The sequence below is a fragment of the Brachyspira pilosicoli P43/6/78 genome, from assembly GCF_000325665.1.
Classification (GTDB): domain Bacteria; phylum Spirochaetota; class Brachyspiria; order Brachyspirales; family Brachyspiraceae; genus Brachyspira; species Brachyspira pilosicoli.
The window spans coordinates 2,451,535-2,467,602 of the sequence record NC_019908.1; the positions used below are offsets into that span (position 1 = coordinate 2,451,535).

Sequence of the window (16,068 nt, forward strand, 5' to 3'; positions counted from 1 at the left end):
GCGTAGGTATTTTTTAATGCTTACGCTTTTTTTAATTATATTTCATTATTCTTTAATTTTCTTATCATAGTGAAATAAATTAGATATATTATCACAGTTGATATTAATATATCTAAGCCAAATATCAATGTTATATTTAATAATGTTATTTCATATACACCTTTTAAATATAAAATAAAATATGGAATATTAAAGAAAGTATTAACTAAAAAAGATTGTAATAGCATATATTTTATTTGACCTATTGCATATAATAAACTTGAAATGATGGTGTAGTATGCATAGCATATATAAAAAGGAAAAAGTATCATAATCAAGTTCATAACCGATTCAAGATTTTGAGCATTCATTATATATTTTATAAAATATTTATAAGTTGGTATTAAAGCAATCCATATTAACACAAATATAGTAGTTAATAATACATAAGGTTTTAAGCTTCTATTATGCTTTTTTGATAGGTCTGTTTTTATGAGTGTGCCTATTTGATTTATTGGTATTAATAGCCAAGCCCAGTAAAAAGAATTAGCAATCCAATAATTTCCTTGCTCTCCTATAATATTTATCATTCTCACAAGCACTATACTATAAATTAAGTTTCTATAAAAAGATTCAAGCCCAGATATAACATTTAGAGAAGTAATTTTTTTATTCCATAGAAAAGTTAATTTGGTTTTAGATAAAATATTATATCCGCATTTATTCAATAGAAATATAGCAATTATAACAGCTATTAAATTAGATATTATATTATTATAAGCTATGCCATTAACACCCAAGTTTAATGATATGCTATATTGAGAAACAAAGAGTATATCAAGAATAATAGTTAGAAACATTTTTATTGTAGTTATTGCAAATATTGATTTATAATTTTCTAAAGAAGTATGAGCTACAATCATTAAATGAAATAACACTATAGCAATATTAGCAAAAGATTCTAATTTTATATATGTTGTTGTTTGAGCATATAAATCAGTTTGCTGTTTCATTGCAGTAACTAGGTTTCCTGCAAATATATTTATAATTAAAGCCATTATAATATAAATAAAAATTATTATTATAATAGAACTTCTTAATTTATTTATAAAAACTTCTTTATGATTATTAATATCATCATCTTTTATATTTCCTAAAAAGAAAAACAGTGGAGCTATTATTGCTTCTTCAAAGACTTCGTATATGATTCCAAGCCACATTTGTTGTGATGCTATATTTATAGCACTTGCATCAGGGTAGCTGTCTAACAAATATATTCTAAAAGTTGAATAAATAGAAGGTATTAAAGCTTGTATGATTAAAACTATAAATAATTTAAAATTAATTTTTCTAAGCAAATTCATGAATATATCACTCTATACACTCAAAAAATAATACGTATCATATATTAATATGAATATTTTATCAATAAATTCTAATAATATAATTGTTGTTTCATAAATAAATATTAATTTTTGCATTAAAAATATATAGTAGAATTTGATTTTTGATATTTTTTTTACTATACTTGAGTTAACATGCAGTATTTAGCTTTCTATGAACCTGCTTATCTTCTAAGCAATCACAAGTCAATAGAAAATCATAAAAACATTAATAATAAAAATAACCGCCATCATAAGGAGGAATGTTTATGGGAAAAATTTACAACCCAGAAAGTATTCGTAATGTAGCCCTATTAGGGCATGTTGGAAGTGGTAAAACTTCTTTAAATGAAGCACTTCTTTTTAGGGCCAAGTGTATTGACAAAAAAGGAGAAGTGGCAAGAGGTACTACAGTAAGCGATTATACAGACGAAGAAATTAAGCAGAAAATGTCGATTCGTACTTCTATAAGCTTTATAGAGTGGAAAGACCATAAGATTAATTTGCTGGATATTCCTGGTTCGGGTGATTTTAGCGGCGATATTAACCCAGCTTTAAGAGTTGCAGAATCATGCATTGTTGTAATAGATGCTGAGTTCGGCATACAAATAGAAACAGAAAAGCATTGGCAGATGGCTAATAATTTCAAAAGACCAAGAATTGTATTTATTAATAAAATTGATAAAGATATGGTTGATCATAAGACTTTATTAGAAAAGATAGAAAATAACTTCAAAGAGCCTCCTGTCGTGCCTATACAAATACCTATGGGTAATGGTAAAGATTTCAAAGGTATTATAGATGTTATTTATCATAAGGCTTATTTTAGAGATGAAGAGGGTAAAATAGTAGAGGCAGAAATACCAGAAGAATATTATGATGAATATAGAGCTACAAGAGACAGATTAAAAGAGCTTGTATGTGAAGTAGATGATACTCTAACAGAAAAGTTCTTAGATGGCGGTAAGTTTACCGATGAAGAATATATAGAAGCTTTAACAAAATCTATTCTTCAATACAAGGTAGTACCTATTCTTTTTGGTACATCTATTAGAGATATAGGAATGGGTGCTGTACTTGATACTATAATAAGATATATGCCTTCGCCTTCTTATGTACCTGTTACAGACGGTACTGACCTTTTAACTAATGAGCCAGCTACAAGGTCTATATTAGGCGATAATAATCCATTTGCAGCTTTTGTATTTAAAACTACAATAGACCAATATGCAGGACGTATTTCTTTCTTTAAAGTTCGTTCTGGAAGTATAAAAAGCGGAGATGAAATATATAATTCTAGAACAGGCAAAAAAGAAAAAGTTTCACACATATATATAGCAAGAGGAAAAAAACAAATAGAGGCAGATACAATCACAGCAGGTGATATTGGAGTATTAGCAAAACTTTCTGATTGTAGAACAGGTGATACTATAAGCGTGCCTTCTTCACCTTTCCAATTCTTAGCTCTTAAAGTTCCTCAGCCAATATATTTTACAGCAATTAAAATACTTAAAAATGATGTAAAAGCATTGGAGGTATTAGATACTATTAGCCAAGAAGATTTGACTTTCCACGTAGAGTTTGATAGCGAAACAAAAGAAACTATCATAAAAGCTATGGGAGATTTGCAAGTAAAATTGGCATTAGATAGAGTTATTGCTCTTACAAAAGCAGAAATAGAGCAAAGTGTTCCAAGAGTTGCATATAGAGAGACAATAAGAAAACAAGCACAAGCACAATACAGACATAAAAAACAATCAGGCGGAAGCGGACAATTTGGAGAGGTTCATTTAGAGGTTTCACCACTTCCACGTGATGGCGGTTATGAATTTGTAAACGATATATTTGGAGGTGCTATACCTAAACAATATATACCTGGTGTAGAAAAGGGTATACAAGATGCTTTAGCACAAGGACCTTTAGGAAGATATCCTATGGTAGATGTTAAAGTGAGAGTTTATGATGGTAAGTACCATGATGTGGATTCTAATGAATTATCATTTAGAATAGCTGCATCTATGGCTGCTAAGGAGGCTTTTAAAAATGCTTCACCTGTGTTGCTTGAACCTGTTATGAAGGTTACAGTTTATGTGCCTGAAGAGTTTACTGGTTCTATAATGAATGAGCTTACAGGTAAAAGAGGCAAAATTTTAGGAATGGAGGCTGCATCAAACACTGTACAAATGATTAAGGCAGAAGTTCCGCTTTCAGAGATGCTTACTTATTCTATAGAAATGAAGGCTTCTACTTCTGGAAGGGGTACTTTTGAGATGGAACATTCACATTATCAAGAGCTTACTGGTCCTTTGGCTGATAAGGTTATTGAAGAGCGTAAGGCTTTGCTTGGAAATGCTGAATAGGGTTAAAATGTATATAAATATAAGTTGATATTTTTTATATACTATAATATAATATTTTAATAATAAATTAGGAGATTATATGCTCAAGATTATTGACAAAATAAAAAAAGAACATGTATTTGAAGGCTTAGAATCAAAAGATAAGGATTCTCTTTTCAAAGCTTTAAGTGAAAAAATAGCTTCTGTTTCTTCACTTTCTACTGATTCTATATTTGATGCTTTGAAAAAGAGAGAAGATGAGTACACAACTAATATTGGTAATGGCGTTGCAGTTCCGCATGGTAGAATTCAGGGTTATGGTAAAACTGACATATTTGTAGGTTTCCTAAAAAATGAGATAAACTATGACTCAGATTCTGATGAAAAGAGTCCTGTTAAACTCGTATTTGCTATACTTTCTGATCTTGAAAACCCTCAAGATTATCTTTTAAATCTTTCTCAAATATTCTTTTTAGTTAACCAAAAAGAAATATTAGATAAAATAATAGCTACTAAGAATTTTGAAGAGTTAGAAACTGTATTAGAATCTTTCAAAAAATTAGATGAAAAATTTGAAGCAGAAAAACAAATTAAATTCCTTATAGAACTTGAAAGAGCTGAAATACAAATTAAAGCTTATGAACTTTATAGTTCTACTCACTCTCAGCAAAAATCAGATTTAGTTTTAGAAGAGTACAAAAAATATAAAGATACTATTCTTAGCAAAATTGATGTTGCTGTATTAGAAAACTATAAGAGAATTAAAGAAAATAAAGGTGAAGCTCTTGCAAAAATTGAAAATTATAAATGCAGTGCTTGTAATGTAGCTATACCTAAAATGACTGTTAATGAAGTTAGAAGACAGAATCAGATTATTATGTGCTTCCACTGCGGAAGAATATTATTCACTACTGACTAATTAATGAAAAATAATATTTTTAAAAGAATAGCTAAGGTATTTTTAATAACTTCTTTAGCTATTCTTTATATATCTTGTTCCGCAAATAAACCTAGCTCTAACATTAAAGAGTTTTTTAATTATCCTAATCCTTTTAATCCTAAAGAAACATATACTACTTTTAAAGTTTCTATAGATACTGGAGAGATAATAGAAGCTAAGCTTTATATTTATTCTCAAGAGGGTAGTTTGGTAGATGAAAAAACTATGACTATATCTGCCGATAAAAAAGAAGCTAGTGCAATATGGTCTGCTATAGACAAAAACGGTAATTATTTACCTCCTTCAATATACACTTCAAAAGTTATTTTAAAAGACAATCAAGACTCCACATTTGTTAGCGAGTTCAAAACTTCTGTAATATAGTTGTTGATTTATATACTAAGAAATTTTAGTTCATCAAAAAACATATTTTAATTTTTTATTTGCAGGGCTTTGCCCCGCACCCCACTTCTTTTATTGGTATAAAAGAAGCAAAAGAACTGCATTTTTGGCTAAAATACATAGTAAATATCATTAGCATTGTTCTTTTACTTGCACTTTTTGCAACTTTTTGCGGCGGGAAAAAGTTGAATAAAAAACTTATATGTCAAAATATAGTTATTTCACAAAAAATCAAGAAAATATATTTCTTTCCTTATAACTATTTTTAAATAGAATTAAGTTTGCCGTAGGTAATAGACTTATGAAGTTTAATAGCTTCAGAGTCTGTAAGATGTGCTACATAATCTTTTACCAACTCTTCATCGCTGTTATAAGGAATATCTGCTTTTTTAAATAATTTATCTTCTTCTATAATTTCTAAATGTTTTAATAAATATTCAAATATAGTAGATATTATTCTGTTTACCCTATCAACATCTTCCAATATTTCTTTACTTTCATAAACCTTTTTAAACATAAAAGCCCTTAAATCATTAATAGCCTTTAATACTTCTTTATCTATATCTATTTCCATTTTCTCCATACTAGCATTAATTACACCCATTATCATAGTATCAGCCCTCTCTCCGTAACTCTTACCAAGAACATTTATTATATCTTTTGGTATATCATGATAATTTAAAAGTCCATATCTTATAGCATCATCAACATCATGATTAGCATAGGCTATAGTATCAGCAATTCTCACAATCATACCCTCATTAGTGGAAGGTCCTGATGAGTCTGTAAGTAATTTTCCTGTTTTTCCTTTAGTGTGTTTTAATATACCATCTCTTACTTCAAATGTAAGGTTTAATCCTTTGCCTTTTTCTAAATGTTCTACTACTCTTAAAGATTGCACAGAATGATGAAAGCCTTTGAAATATTTTGATATAGCTCTCTCTCCGGCATGTCCAAATGGTGAATGTCCCAAATCATGTCCTAATGCTATTGCTTCTGTTAAATCTTCATTAAGCCTCAATGCTCTTGCTATGCTTCTTGCTATTTGCATAACTTCTAATGTATGTGTGAGTCTTGTTCTAAAATCACCAACAGAAAGCATTATTACTTGTGCTTTGTCTTTTAATCTTCTAAAATATTCGCTATGTATGATTCTGTCTCTGTCTTGCATATAAAGAGTTCTTATATCATCTTCTTCTCTTGGTTGTTGGCAGCCTTTACTGTTTGAAGAAAATGATGCTGCAGGCGACAAAAAACTTTTTTCTCTTGTTTCTATATCTAATCTTATTGTTCTCAAAATTAATATCCTTTTTATATATTATGTTAATATTACATTATAATAAAAAAAATACAATTACATAAAATATTGTGTGTATTGTTTATTTAGTATATAAACGACTATATTTTGTTATATAAGTTTTTGTTTTATTCAACTTTTTCCCGCCGCAAAAAGTTGCAAAAAGTGCATATACTATGGCTAATATTTTATAAATATGTGTTAAATGTTGGATAAAACATAAATTCAGCTTACACGCTATGGACTTCGTCAAATGCAGTCTTTTTGGTTCTTTTGGTCACAAAAAGAACTGGGGTGCGGGGCGAAGCCCTGCAAATAATTTAAATTTAAAAAACTAAATTTTGACAAACTTAAAAATTTTCAGTATATATTAAATATTGGCTTACAATATTTGTGTTTTTCATTAAGCGTACCCATAGAGTAAAAATTTTTGATGAAGTCAGTAGAGAATGCACGAAAAAAATTTGATAACATCTATATAAAAATACAACCATATAAAATATTTGACATAATACATATATATATTATAATTTTAGCTATGAGTAAATATATTGTTATACATAAGATAATCAATGCTTCTATATTTATGCTTTTTCCTATAGCAGCATTTATAATACTAGCACACAAGAATATCACTTCTGGATTTAATTTAGTAATGCTGATTTTATTAAATGTTATAGAGATAGGTATTTTTATTTCTTTTATAGCAGTATCTGCAAGATGCGATTGGGGTACTAGAAAACAGCATGCCATAGTAAAGGCTGTAATTTCTTTACTTATATATGTTTTAATAATATTATTTACACTGATGATTATTATTTTCTAATTGTTGGAAAGTTTTATAATGCAGTTATTTCTTCTTTATATATATTTTCTTTTTGGGTATATTGCTTATCCTTTTATTTTTATAGCTTTTTCTATTATGATGTTTTTTAATAAACCTATAAGAAAGGGTGCTTTATCTAGATTAGGTTTTATTTATCCTAAAGAAAATAATAAAAATGCTGTATGGATTCATGCTGTTAGTGTTGGTGAGATAGTTGCTGTTAGAGAGATGGTGTTTAATTTAATTGAGAGAGGATATACTGTTTATTTATCTACAACTACTGTAGGCGGATATGATATTGCTAAAAAAAATTATGGTGATAAAGTAGAGCTTTTTTATTTAACTTTAGATTATCCTCATATGATTAACAAGCTTATAAATCTAATATCTCCGGAATATGTGATGATAGCTGAAATTGAAATATGGCCTACTATGATATATATGCTTCATAAGAGACTTATACCTATATTTTTAATCAATGGTAGAATTGGCAAAAAAGAACTTAAAGGATATAAAAACTTTCAATTTTTCTTTAAGCCTTATTTTAATATGTATGCAAAAATACTTGCACAAAGTAGTATTGATATGGAAAATATGATTACTATAGGTATGCCTAAAAAATTAATATCTGTTACTGGTAATTTGAAATATGATATTAATTATAGTGTAGATGAAAAAAAGATAGACAGTTTAGAGAGTATGATACCTGTAAATAAATTTGTAATAGTTGCAGGAAGTACTCATAGTAACGAAGAAGAAATAATATTAAAAGCTATAGATAAAATAGGCATAAAAGATGATATATATATTGTAATAGTGCCAAGAAACATAGAGAGAGGAGAAGATATCAAAAACACAGCTTCAAAGTTGGGATATAATTTGCCTCTTTACACTGATTATGATAGAAGTTCTGAAGATGGTATTATTATAAACACAATAGGAGAGCTTCTTAATTGGTATAAACTTTCTGACCTTGTTATAATGGGTGGAACTTTTATTGGAAATATGGGCGGTCATAATATACTTGAGGCTATTTATTTCAAAAAGGCTGTGATAGTTGGAAGGTATATGTATAACTTTATAGAGATTTACGAATATATGAAAGAGAGTGTATTTAATTGTAAAGAAAAAGAAAATCTTCCGGAAGTTATAAAACTTGCTTATGAGAATAAAGAGCTTAGAGAAAAGTTAGCAAATAGTGCTTATGAGCTTCTTATACAAAATAATGGTGCTAGTAAAAAGACTATGGAGTTTATAGATAAATATATTGGTATAGTTTAATTAGGCTTTAACTTTCTTATAATATAATAAAGCTATAAATGCACATATTACAGCACTGGCAGTTAAAAATATATATGCCATCTCTATAGAATACATCTCTACTATTTTACCTGTTATTATAGGGTAAATAAATATTCCTATTGAATAAGCAGTTTGATAAAATCCCATAGCAGAAGATTTTTTATCTCTGTCTATTTCTATGAGTGCCTCGCTTGTAAGATATGATGCAAGCATTCCTATTGATAAACCTGAAAGTATTTGAGAAGCTACTATTACAAATATATTTTTTGTGAGTATTACAGCTACACAATATAACCCTAAAAGCACAAAAGAAAATGGAACATAAAATTTAGAGCCTCTTTTGCTTGCAAATGAAGTGCTTGCTATATATGCACTCACTATTGCAAAAAACATATTAAGCAGTGATGCTATTCCAACAAGGTATGATGCCCCTCCAAGTTCTTTTATTCTGTTTAGAGTAAAAGAGACTGATGCAGCCATATGTATGCCTTGTTCTATTATACTTAATACAGAGAAAAATAATAATCTTTTGTTTTTTATAACTAATATTAAATCTTTTATATTGTTTTTTTTCTCTCTCTTCTCTTCTTTTAAGAAAAGTGCCAATATAGTTGCAGCAAAAGCAGCAAAAGCAGCAGCAATAAGCATAAGATTCATTCCAAACTTTTGATAAAATATAGTAGCAAACAAAAATCCTAAAAACATTCCTATAACATTAGCAACCAAACATTTACTAGCAGCCATATGTTCTTTGCTTCTGTCGAAATAAGAATAATATAAAACCATATACATAAGCCAAGTAGAAGCAGCAACACCTGTTAATATATTGCCGACTAAAAATCCATTAGCACTAGGATAAACTATTTTTATAATACAAGAAACAGCAGAAAGTAATGAACCTAATACTATAAAGATTTTATATTTTCCAAAATAATCACTTATTATACCGAAAGGAAATCTAAGTATCATCTGTGAAGCACCGTAAAGCCCAAGTATTATACCAACTATGGAAGGTGTTACATTTAAAGCATATAAATATGGTACTTGAAAAGGTATATAAGTGTATAAAGAAAACCAGTATAGTATCATTATTATAAAAAGAGTATTAGGCATTTTTTATTATCCTTTTTATATGCTGCTTAAGTTTCTTAATGCTAAGCTAATTAAATCTTCTGTTGTTTTATTTTCTTTATTTTCTATGTTTGATAATGCTTTTACAGCTTCATTATTTGAAAAGCCTAATGATATAAGAGCCTTTATTACATCGCTTTCATTTTCATTATATGATATTTTAGAAGAAGAAATATTTATGTCTATCTTTTCTATTTTATCTCTAATTTCAAACAAAAGTTTTTCAGCCTTTTTTACGCCCATTCCCTGAACTTTTTTAAGCATATTAATATCTTTATTAAAGAGTATATGCATTATTTCATCTATTGAATATGTGGAGAGAACTTCCATTGCAAGTTTTGCCCCAACACCAGAGGCAGACATTAAAGTATTAAACATCTTTTTCTCTTCTCTTGTTTTAAAACCATAAAGCGTCATAGAATCTTCTTTATGTATTAATTGAGTGTATAGCCTTATATTATCATCATTATTAACATTTAACTTTTTTGATACTATAATCTCGTAAGCGACCCCATTAGAACATAAAAGAGCAATGATTCCCTCTGATATTGTGCAAACTTTACCTTCTATAAAAGCAAACATATTATTATAAACTAGGCTCGTATTCTAATTCTTTAATTACTTCAAGCATTTTATCTGTAGTAACTTTGCTTTCATCATATTCCACTTCAGCACAAGCATTTTCTAAACTAACATTAACTTTGCTTATACCCTCTAAAGCAGTAAGCTCTTCAGTAACAGCTTTAACGCAATTTTGACAGCCCATTCCTTTAATTTTGATAGTAATATTTTTCATTTATATCTCCTTAATAAAAAATGTTTTAGTATTATAACAAATAATTATATACTAATTGGGAGTATTTTTCAATAAGATAGTTTTATATATTTTTATTAATACCCACAGCGAATTTCGGGAGTGTAAGCATATAGATAAATGATATACATATACTTATAAGGTTAAAAAACGAATAAGGCATATATTCTAAAGTGTGTACTCCAAGTATAGAAGTCATATAAACACCTGTGATTGTCCAAGGGAGTAAAACTTCAGTAAGTGTTCCTCCTTCTTCCATAGTTCTTGAGAGGACTCCTCTGTTGATATTATATTTATCATATACTGTTTGAAGTACGTTTCCTAAAGTTAAGAAAGTAAATTGTAAGCTGCTTAATGCTGAGTTTATAGTGAATGTTGTAAGCCATGTGATAAATATTAAACTTCTTCTTCCTTTAGTTATTTTTATTAATAATGTTATCAATGTTTCAAAAGTACCCAAAAGTTCAAGCATAGCTCCGTAGGTAAGTGCTAGTATCAAAAACAATACACTTGGCATCATACTCATCATACCGCCTCTGTTTAATAATGAATGCAAATTTAATGGTATTTCAGCTTCATTAATTGTAGGAGACATTGATATATTAAAACCAGTTACAAATGATTTCATAGAATTTATAATACCAAAGTTTTGAAATATGTTTCCTAATATTATAGCAATCAAACTTCCTATAAACATTGTTATTACAGGATTAACACCTCTTACACTTGCTATAAGTACAAATATTGGAGGAATTAGTAATAATATATTGAAGTTAAATATATTATCTAATGAAGTTAATATCTCACTTGCTTCTTTTAAGTTTAGAATATCAGAATTCATTGGAGCAGCATTAAAACCCAATACTGTAAAAACTATAGCAGCAAGTATTGCAGATGGAATAGTGTTTACAAGCATAGTTTTTATGTGATTTTGTAATGTAGTGCCTGCACCGATAGCAGCCAAAACAGTGGTGTCTGATATTGGAGAGTTTTTATCGCCAAGATATGCACCGCTTATAACAGCACCGGCTATAAGAGGAAGAGGCGTATTTGTAGCCTGAGCAATACCAATGAATGCAACTCCAGCAGTGGAAGCAGAACCCCAAGAAGTACCAGTAAATATAGAAAGAAATGATGTTACAATAAAAGCTGTTACAGGTATAAATGAAGGGTGAATAAGTTTTATGCCGTAATATATTAACATAGGTACAGTGCCTGAGTACATCCAAGAACCTACTACTATGCCTATTAATATAAATATCAAAACACCAATCCAAGTATCAACAATTTTTTTAATGAAAGCATTTTCCATGTCTTTCCATTTATATCCTGCAAAATATGCTATTATGCATGCTATTAATGTTCCTATTGTAAGTAAAAACTCTATTGGAACTCCATATTTTATAGTAAATATTAAAACTGTGATGAGTATAAAAATAAGAGGAAATAGTTTCCAGAAGGTTGGTATATTTTTTATTTTACTATTCATTTTTATTGACCCTTTTATTATATAGTATAATTAAGTAGTTTTTTAGTCAATAATGTTTAATTTGACTTTTTTTAAAATTTTATTATTTAATAATTATGATGTTTAAATGTTTATAAATTATTATTGCTTGAAAAAATAAGACTTTGATTATAATATATATTTATTAGAAAATATTTTTTAGGTTTATGAGTTTTATGAAGAAATTATATAAATTATTTTTAGCAATGTTTTTAATCTTGTTTTTTATATCATGTGCAACCACTTCAAAGAGTACACAAAGCGGAGTGCTTGTAGGCGAGGATACTGGTGAGATAGGTGTTATTAATAATTGGAAGAACCCAGATTTTAAAGGCGGTAAAACTACAAAGATAGTAGCTGAGGGGTTTGCTTCTTCTGATAATAGAGGCGAGGCTAATGCTATAGACAGGGCTTTAGAAAGTGCTAAAAGAAATGCTGTTGAGCAGGCTGTTGGCTCTATAGTTAATGGTACTACTTTAGTTGAAAATAGCAGACTTATAAGCTCTAAAATATATGAAAACACTACTGGATATATTTCTTCTTATAAAGTGCTTTCTATTACAAAAAGCTCATCTGTATGGTATGCAAAAATAGAGGCTGTTGTTGGAGTTGACATGCTTCAGGATAATTTGCAGGCTATGGGTATATTGCTAGACAGAAAAAATATGCCTTTGATAGTTATGCTTGTTACTGATGATAATGGAGAATTAAGCGATGCATTTAATGTGGAACTTGAAAAAAATATGAGCGATAAGGGTTTTAAATTTGTAAGTGCTAGTTCTTTAAGAAGTGTTGTAAGAAGTGAAAATATTAGCTATTCTGACAATTCATCTTCTACTGTAAAAAAAATAGCAGAAGCTACAGGTGCTCAGATTGCTATACTTGGAAAGGCTGATGCTGCTTATTTTACTACTATACAGGGTACTGCTTTAAAAAGTTTTAGAAGCGATGTTGCTATTACTGCTGTGAATGTATCTGATTACAGTACTATAGCTCGTGCTACTCATCAGGCTGGAGGGGTAGGCGGAAGCGAAAAAGATGCTCATTCTATTGCTTTGGTAAAATCAGCTGATTCTATTTCTGAAGATTTTATTAATCAAATAGTAACTAAATGGCAGAGCGAAGTTCAAAATGGTACAGAATATACTATATATGTTACAGGTCTTGATTTTACTGATTCTATAGGTTTTGAAGAGGCTCTTAAGAAAAATATAGAAAATCTTAAAAGTGTTTATAACAGAGGTATAAGCGGAGATTCATCAAGATATGTTGTGCAGTATGTTGGAAGCAGCAGAGATTTAGCTGTTGATATTAATGCTAAGGCTAAAAATATGGGCTATCAAATAATTATAAACAGTTTTGATGATAAGACTATTAATTTAAAAGCCAACAAAAGATAGAAGTATTATATAAAAAATTATAATAAAAAAAATAATTGAGTTGTTTGATGAAAGAGAAATTAGTTGTTCATACATGCTGTGCTGTTTGTATGTGTTATCCTAGAACTTTGCTTGAAGATTATGACACTATTTTTTATTTTTATAATCCGAATATTTATCCTATAGAGGAGTATAACAGACGAAGAGACGAGTTTATAAAGTTCACTAAGGATAATAATATAGAGATACATATAGAAGAAAATGAAGAGTATATAAAAGATTGGTATAATGATATAAAGGGTTTTGAGAATGAGCCTGAAAAAGGGGCAAGGTGCAATATTTGTTTTAAGCATAGAATAGCTAAGGCTTTTGAATATGCCGATAGTATTAATGCAAAATATGTTACTACAGTTATGAGTGTGAGCCCTCATAAAAACAGCAAGGCTATAGAGATGATAGGTAGTAGCATTGCTTCTAAATATGATAATATAGAATATTTGCATATAGATTTCAAGAAAAAAGACGGATTTAAAAAGACTAATATAATAGCTAATGAGGCAGGACTTTATAGACAGCATTACTGCGGATGCGAGTTTAGCATAAGAAATTGAAACTCTAATTTAATATATTGGCAAAATATAATTGTCTAAGTGTATATGTATACCTAAACAACTATATTTTGTCAATTTTTATATTTGTGAAAAAATATTATCAACTTTTTTGTCGCTCAAAAAAGTTGCAAAAAACGCACATACTATAGCTAATATTTTAGGAATATGTATTAAATATATTATGAAACTTAAATTTGAGATTAAAAATATAGTCTTTTTGCTTCTTTGGGTCACCACCGAGTAGGTGCCTAATCGGCAAAAGAAGTGGGGGTGTGTACCCTAAGGGCACGCTTCGCAGGGGCTAGTCCCCACAAAAATTAAAAATTTCACTATAATTATAATTTTACTAATATGTTGTTTTTATTCTCTTCTGATATCTCTGAATGTGATATATTATAAACTATTCTCTTTTTTATTTTGTCTATATATATTATATCATCAAGTTTATAATATGATATGATGTTTAATATTTCATTTGTAATATCAACTATATATTCATTAGACCTCTTTGAACATAGCCTTGTATATATTGTTAGTATATGATTTGAAAAATATTTTATTAGTTTTTTATCGTTTATAAGTATTGCATTTTTTAAGTGCGATAAATATATTTTTAAAGCTTCTATATTATTTTCTTTTATATGCTTATTTAAAAACTCTGAAAACAATTTTATATATTCCAATGATTTATTTTTTAATGTTTGGCATATTTCTTCTTGATTTATTATATGTGTTGTATATTCTAATTTTAATATAATATTTCCTTCTTTTCTATTTTCAAACACTAAATTATCTTTTATTGTGTCTACAGGGTTATTTAATTTTAATCTTATATTTTCAATGTATTTTATATTATTATTTTTGCTGTTTGTATTATTTTTTTTAGTGTCAACTATAAATAAATATTCTACATTTTTAGTTTTATTTATTACAGAGCGTTTTGCTCCTCTATATTTTGTATATTCTGAAGTTACTATTTTTAATTTGCCCTTACTTTCTAATATTGAAATTAAATCATCATAGTCTATTATGCCGTCTGTAGAATAACTCATTACTATATGACTTGCATTTATATTATCTATTAGATTTTTAAATGCATCTTTGGCTGTTTTTTTGTAGCAGTAATCAGATTTTGTTTTAACCCAATCTTTTCTTATACCGCCTTTATCTGTTTTTTTGCCGTTTATATATATTTCTCTATTTATTTCAGGTTTGTCCCATAATGCTATTGTGTTTAATAAATGATAATTGCTTCCATATTGATGCTGATTGTAAGGCGGGTCTAAATATACCAAATCAAAATGCTTATCTTTATTTTTTAATACATATTCATTTGCATCAAGCATACTTACTTCGCCTTTAATTCCGTCGTATAGAGAAAGCTCTTTTAATGAGATTGGTGAAAGTATTCTTTTTAGAGCGTCTTTATTTCTTCCGCCAAAACCAGAGTGAAAAGCTTTGAATACGCCTGATGTGTTTGTATGTGTTGCTCCTTCATATATTATAGAGGCTAATAGATAATAATATTCTTTTTTATTTATTGCTTTATTTTTGTAAAGTTCTTCTATGTTGTGTCTTATTATATCTATTCTTGTGGCATTATATTGAGTGTAGAATAATCTTTCGTTTTTTAAATCTGGATTATTGTCATCTAAAGGAGCATAATATTTTGAAATGTATCTGTCTTTATCGTTGATAGTTTCTATATTATTTATTATGTTAATAGTGTTTTCAACGCCTCCTGTATGCTTAAACATATTCTTTACATCTTTTTCGTTTATGCATATATGTGCGTAGTTTAATATGTAAGAATAATACTCCCAATCATTTGAATATACTTTAAGATTAAGAGTTTTTAAAAGTCTTGATACACTACCGCTTCCAGCGAATAAGTCTAATGCCGTTTTTATATTTTTATCTTCTTCTAAAATATTTAGAAATGCATTTTCTATAAAGGGCAGAAGTCTTCTTTTATTACCGATATAGGCTATCAGGTTATTTTTAAGGTAGTTATCTTTAGTTATCATAATTATATTAACATAATTATATTAACATAATATATATAAATAATCAATAACTATTTTTGCAGTTTTATTTGGTTGATATATAATAAAGAGACATAAGTTTTTATGAATATAATTATTAAAACTTATATATTT

General features: G+C 28.2%; 14 protein-coding genes. 7 read left to right on the top strand and 7 right to left on the bottom strand.

All coding sequences use genetic code 11. The features are described 5' to 3' along the window. Positions 1-35: 35 nt before the first annotated feature. A complete protein-coding gene (locus BPP43_RS10980) occupies positions 36-1,343 on the bottom strand; it encodes an MATE family Na+-driven efflux transporter (protein WP_015274970.1) in 1,308 nt (435 codons plus the stop codon). A gap of 287 nt (positions 1,344-1,630) precedes the next feature. Between BPP43_RS10980 and fusA the strand changes: the two genes are divergently transcribed. The 3 genes from fusA (at position 1,631) to BPP43_RS10995 (ending at position 5,024) form a co-directional block, all read left to right on the top strand. Then, positions 1,631-3,721, top strand: a complete 2,091-nt coding sequence (gene fusA / locus BPP43_RS10985) for an elongation factor G (protein WP_013243644.1) — start codon at positions 1,631-1,633, stop codon at positions 3,719-3,721. A 79-nt stretch (positions 3,722-3,800) separates the two neighbouring features. Continuing rightward, on the top strand, positions 3,801-4,619 hold the full coding sequence (locus tag BPP43_RS10990) for a PTS sugar transporter subunit IIA (RefSeq protein WP_013243643.1): 819 nt from the start codon (positions 3,801-3,803) through the stop codon (positions 4,617-4,619). A gap of 3 nt (positions 4,620-4,622) precedes the next feature. Further along, on the top strand, positions 4,623-5,024 hold the full coding sequence (locus tag BPP43_RS10995; protein ID WP_013243642.1) for a hypothetical protein: 402 nt from the start codon (positions 4,623-4,625) through the stop codon (positions 5,022-5,024). Positions 5,025-5,307: 283 nt separating this feature from the next. Here the strand turns inward: BPP43_RS10995 and BPP43_RS11000 are convergent, their stop codons facing one another. Further along, positions 5,308-6,339, bottom strand: a complete 1,032-nt coding sequence (locus BPP43_RS11000; RefSeq protein ID WP_013243640.1) for a deoxyguanosinetriphosphate triphosphohydrolase — start codon at positions 6,337-6,339, stop codon at positions 5,308-5,310. A 538-nt stretch (positions 6,340-6,877) separates the two neighbouring features. Between BPP43_RS11000 and BPP43_RS11005 the strand changes: the two genes are divergently transcribed. Both BPP43_RS11005 and BPP43_RS11010 read left to right on the top strand, forming a co-directional pair. Further along, positions 6,878-7,165, top strand: a complete 288-nt coding sequence (locus tag BPP43_RS11005; protein ID WP_013243639.1) for a hypothetical protein — start codon at positions 6,878-6,880, stop codon at positions 7,163-7,165. Positions 7,166-7,183: 18 nt separating this feature from the next. Then, the gene (locus tag BPP43_RS11010; protein WP_015274972.1) at positions 7,184-8,446 is read left to right on the top strand and encodes a 3-deoxy-D-manno-octulosonic acid transferase; all 1,263 of its coding nucleotides are present in this window, start codon (positions 7,184-7,186) and stop codon (positions 8,444-8,446) included. On the opposite strand, the gene BPP43_RS11015 is transcribed toward BPP43_RS11010, so the two are convergent. The 4 genes from BPP43_RS11015 to nhaC all read right to left on the bottom strand — a co-directional run bounded on the left by BPP43_RS11015 (position 8,447) and on the right by nhaC (position 11,901). After that, positions 8,447-9,580, bottom strand: coding sequence for an MFS transporter (locus BPP43_RS11015; protein ID WP_013243637.1), 1,134 nt, complete (start codon positions 9,578-9,580; stop codon positions 8,447-8,449). Positions 9,581-9,595: 15 nt separating this feature from the next. Then, a complete protein-coding gene (ruvA, locus tag BPP43_RS11020; RefSeq protein ID WP_013243636.1) occupies positions 9,596-10,180 on the bottom strand; it encodes a Holliday junction branch migration protein RuvA in 585 nt (194 codons plus the stop codon). Between the two features lie 4 nt (positions 10,181-10,184). Then, positions 10,185-10,394, bottom strand: a complete 210-nt coding sequence (locus BPP43_RS11025) for a cation transporter (RefSeq protein ID WP_014933633.1) — start codon at positions 10,392-10,394, stop codon at positions 10,185-10,187. Between the two features lie 82 nt (positions 10,395-10,476). Beyond that, positions 10,477-11,901 (bottom strand): Na+/H+ antiporter NhaC, encoded by a 1,425-nt coding sequence (gene nhaC, locus BPP43_RS11030; RefSeq protein ID WP_041752846.1) that lies wholly within the window; start codon positions 11,899-11,901, stop codon positions 10,477-10,479. Positions 11,902-12,095: 194 nt separating this feature from the next. Between nhaC and BPP43_RS11035 the strand changes: the two genes are divergently transcribed. Beyond that, positions 12,096-13,319, top strand: coding sequence for a hypothetical protein (locus BPP43_RS11035; RefSeq protein ID WP_015274975.1), 1,224 nt, complete (start codon positions 12,096-12,098; stop codon positions 13,317-13,319). Between the two features lie 47 nt (positions 13,320-13,366). Then, the gene (locus tag BPP43_RS11040) at positions 13,367-13,909 is read left to right on the top strand and encodes an epoxyqueuosine reductase QueH (protein ID WP_015274976.1); all 543 of its coding nucleotides are present in this window, start codon (positions 13,367-13,369) and stop codon (positions 13,907-13,909) included. 335 nt (positions 13,910-14,244) lie between these two features. Here BPP43_RS11040 and BPP43_RS11045 read toward each other — a convergent pair whose 3' ends face one another. Further along, positions 14,245-15,936, bottom strand: a complete 1,692-nt coding sequence (locus BPP43_RS11045) for a DNA adenine methylase (protein ID WP_015274977.1) — start codon at positions 15,934-15,936, stop codon at positions 14,245-14,247. Positions 15,937-16,068 lie beyond the last annotated feature (132 nt).

Excerpts from the sequence above, each read along its gene's own strand:
- BPP43_RS10980 (WP_015274970.1), bottom strand. The coding sequence starts at position 1,343 with ATGAATTTGCTTAGAAAAATTAATTTTAAATTATTTATAGTTTTAATC.
- fusA (WP_013243644.1), top strand. The coding sequence starts at position 1,631 with ATGGGAAAAATTTACAACCCAGAAAGTATTCGTAATGTAGCCCTATTA.
- BPP43_RS10990 (WP_013243643.1), top strand. The coding sequence starts at position 3,801 with ATGCTCAAGATTATTGACAAAATAAAAAAAGAACATGTATTTGAAGGC.
- BPP43_RS10995 (WP_013243642.1), top strand. The coding sequence starts at position 4,623 with ATGAAAAATAATATTTTTAAAAGAATAGCTAAGGTATTTTTAATAACT.
- BPP43_RS11005 (WP_013243639.1), top strand. The coding sequence starts at position 6,878 with ATGAGTAAATATATTGTTATACATAAGATAATCAATGCTTCTATATTT.
- BPP43_RS11010 (WP_015274972.1), top strand. The coding sequence starts at position 7,184 with ATGCAGTTATTTCTTCTTTATATATATTTTCTTTTTGGGTATATTGCT.
- BPP43_RS11015 (WP_013243637.1), bottom strand. The coding sequence starts at position 9,580 with ATGCCTAATACTCTTTTTATAATAATGATACTATACTGGTTTTCTTTA.
- ruvA (WP_013243636.1), bottom strand. The coding sequence starts at position 10,180 with ATGTTTGCTTTTATAGAAGGTAAAGTTTGCACAATATCAGAGGGAATC.
- BPP43_RS11025 (WP_014933633.1), bottom strand. The coding sequence starts at position 10,394 with ATGAAAAATATTACTATCAAAATTAAAGGAATGGGCTGTCAAAATTGC.
- nhaC (WP_041752846.1), bottom strand. The coding sequence starts at position 11,901 with ATGAATAGTAAAATAAAAAATATACCAACCTTCTGGAAACTATTTCCT.
- BPP43_RS11035 (WP_015274975.1), top strand. The coding sequence starts at position 12,096 with ATGAAGAAATTATATAAATTATTTTTAGCAATGTTTTTAATCTTGTTT.
- BPP43_RS11040 (WP_015274976.1), top strand. The coding sequence starts at position 13,367 with ATGAAAGAGAAATTAGTTGTTCATACATGCTGTGCTGTTTGTATGTGT.
- BPP43_RS11045 (WP_015274977.1), bottom strand. The coding sequence starts at position 15,936 with ATGATAACTAAAGATAACTACCTTAAAAATAACCTGATAGCCTATATC.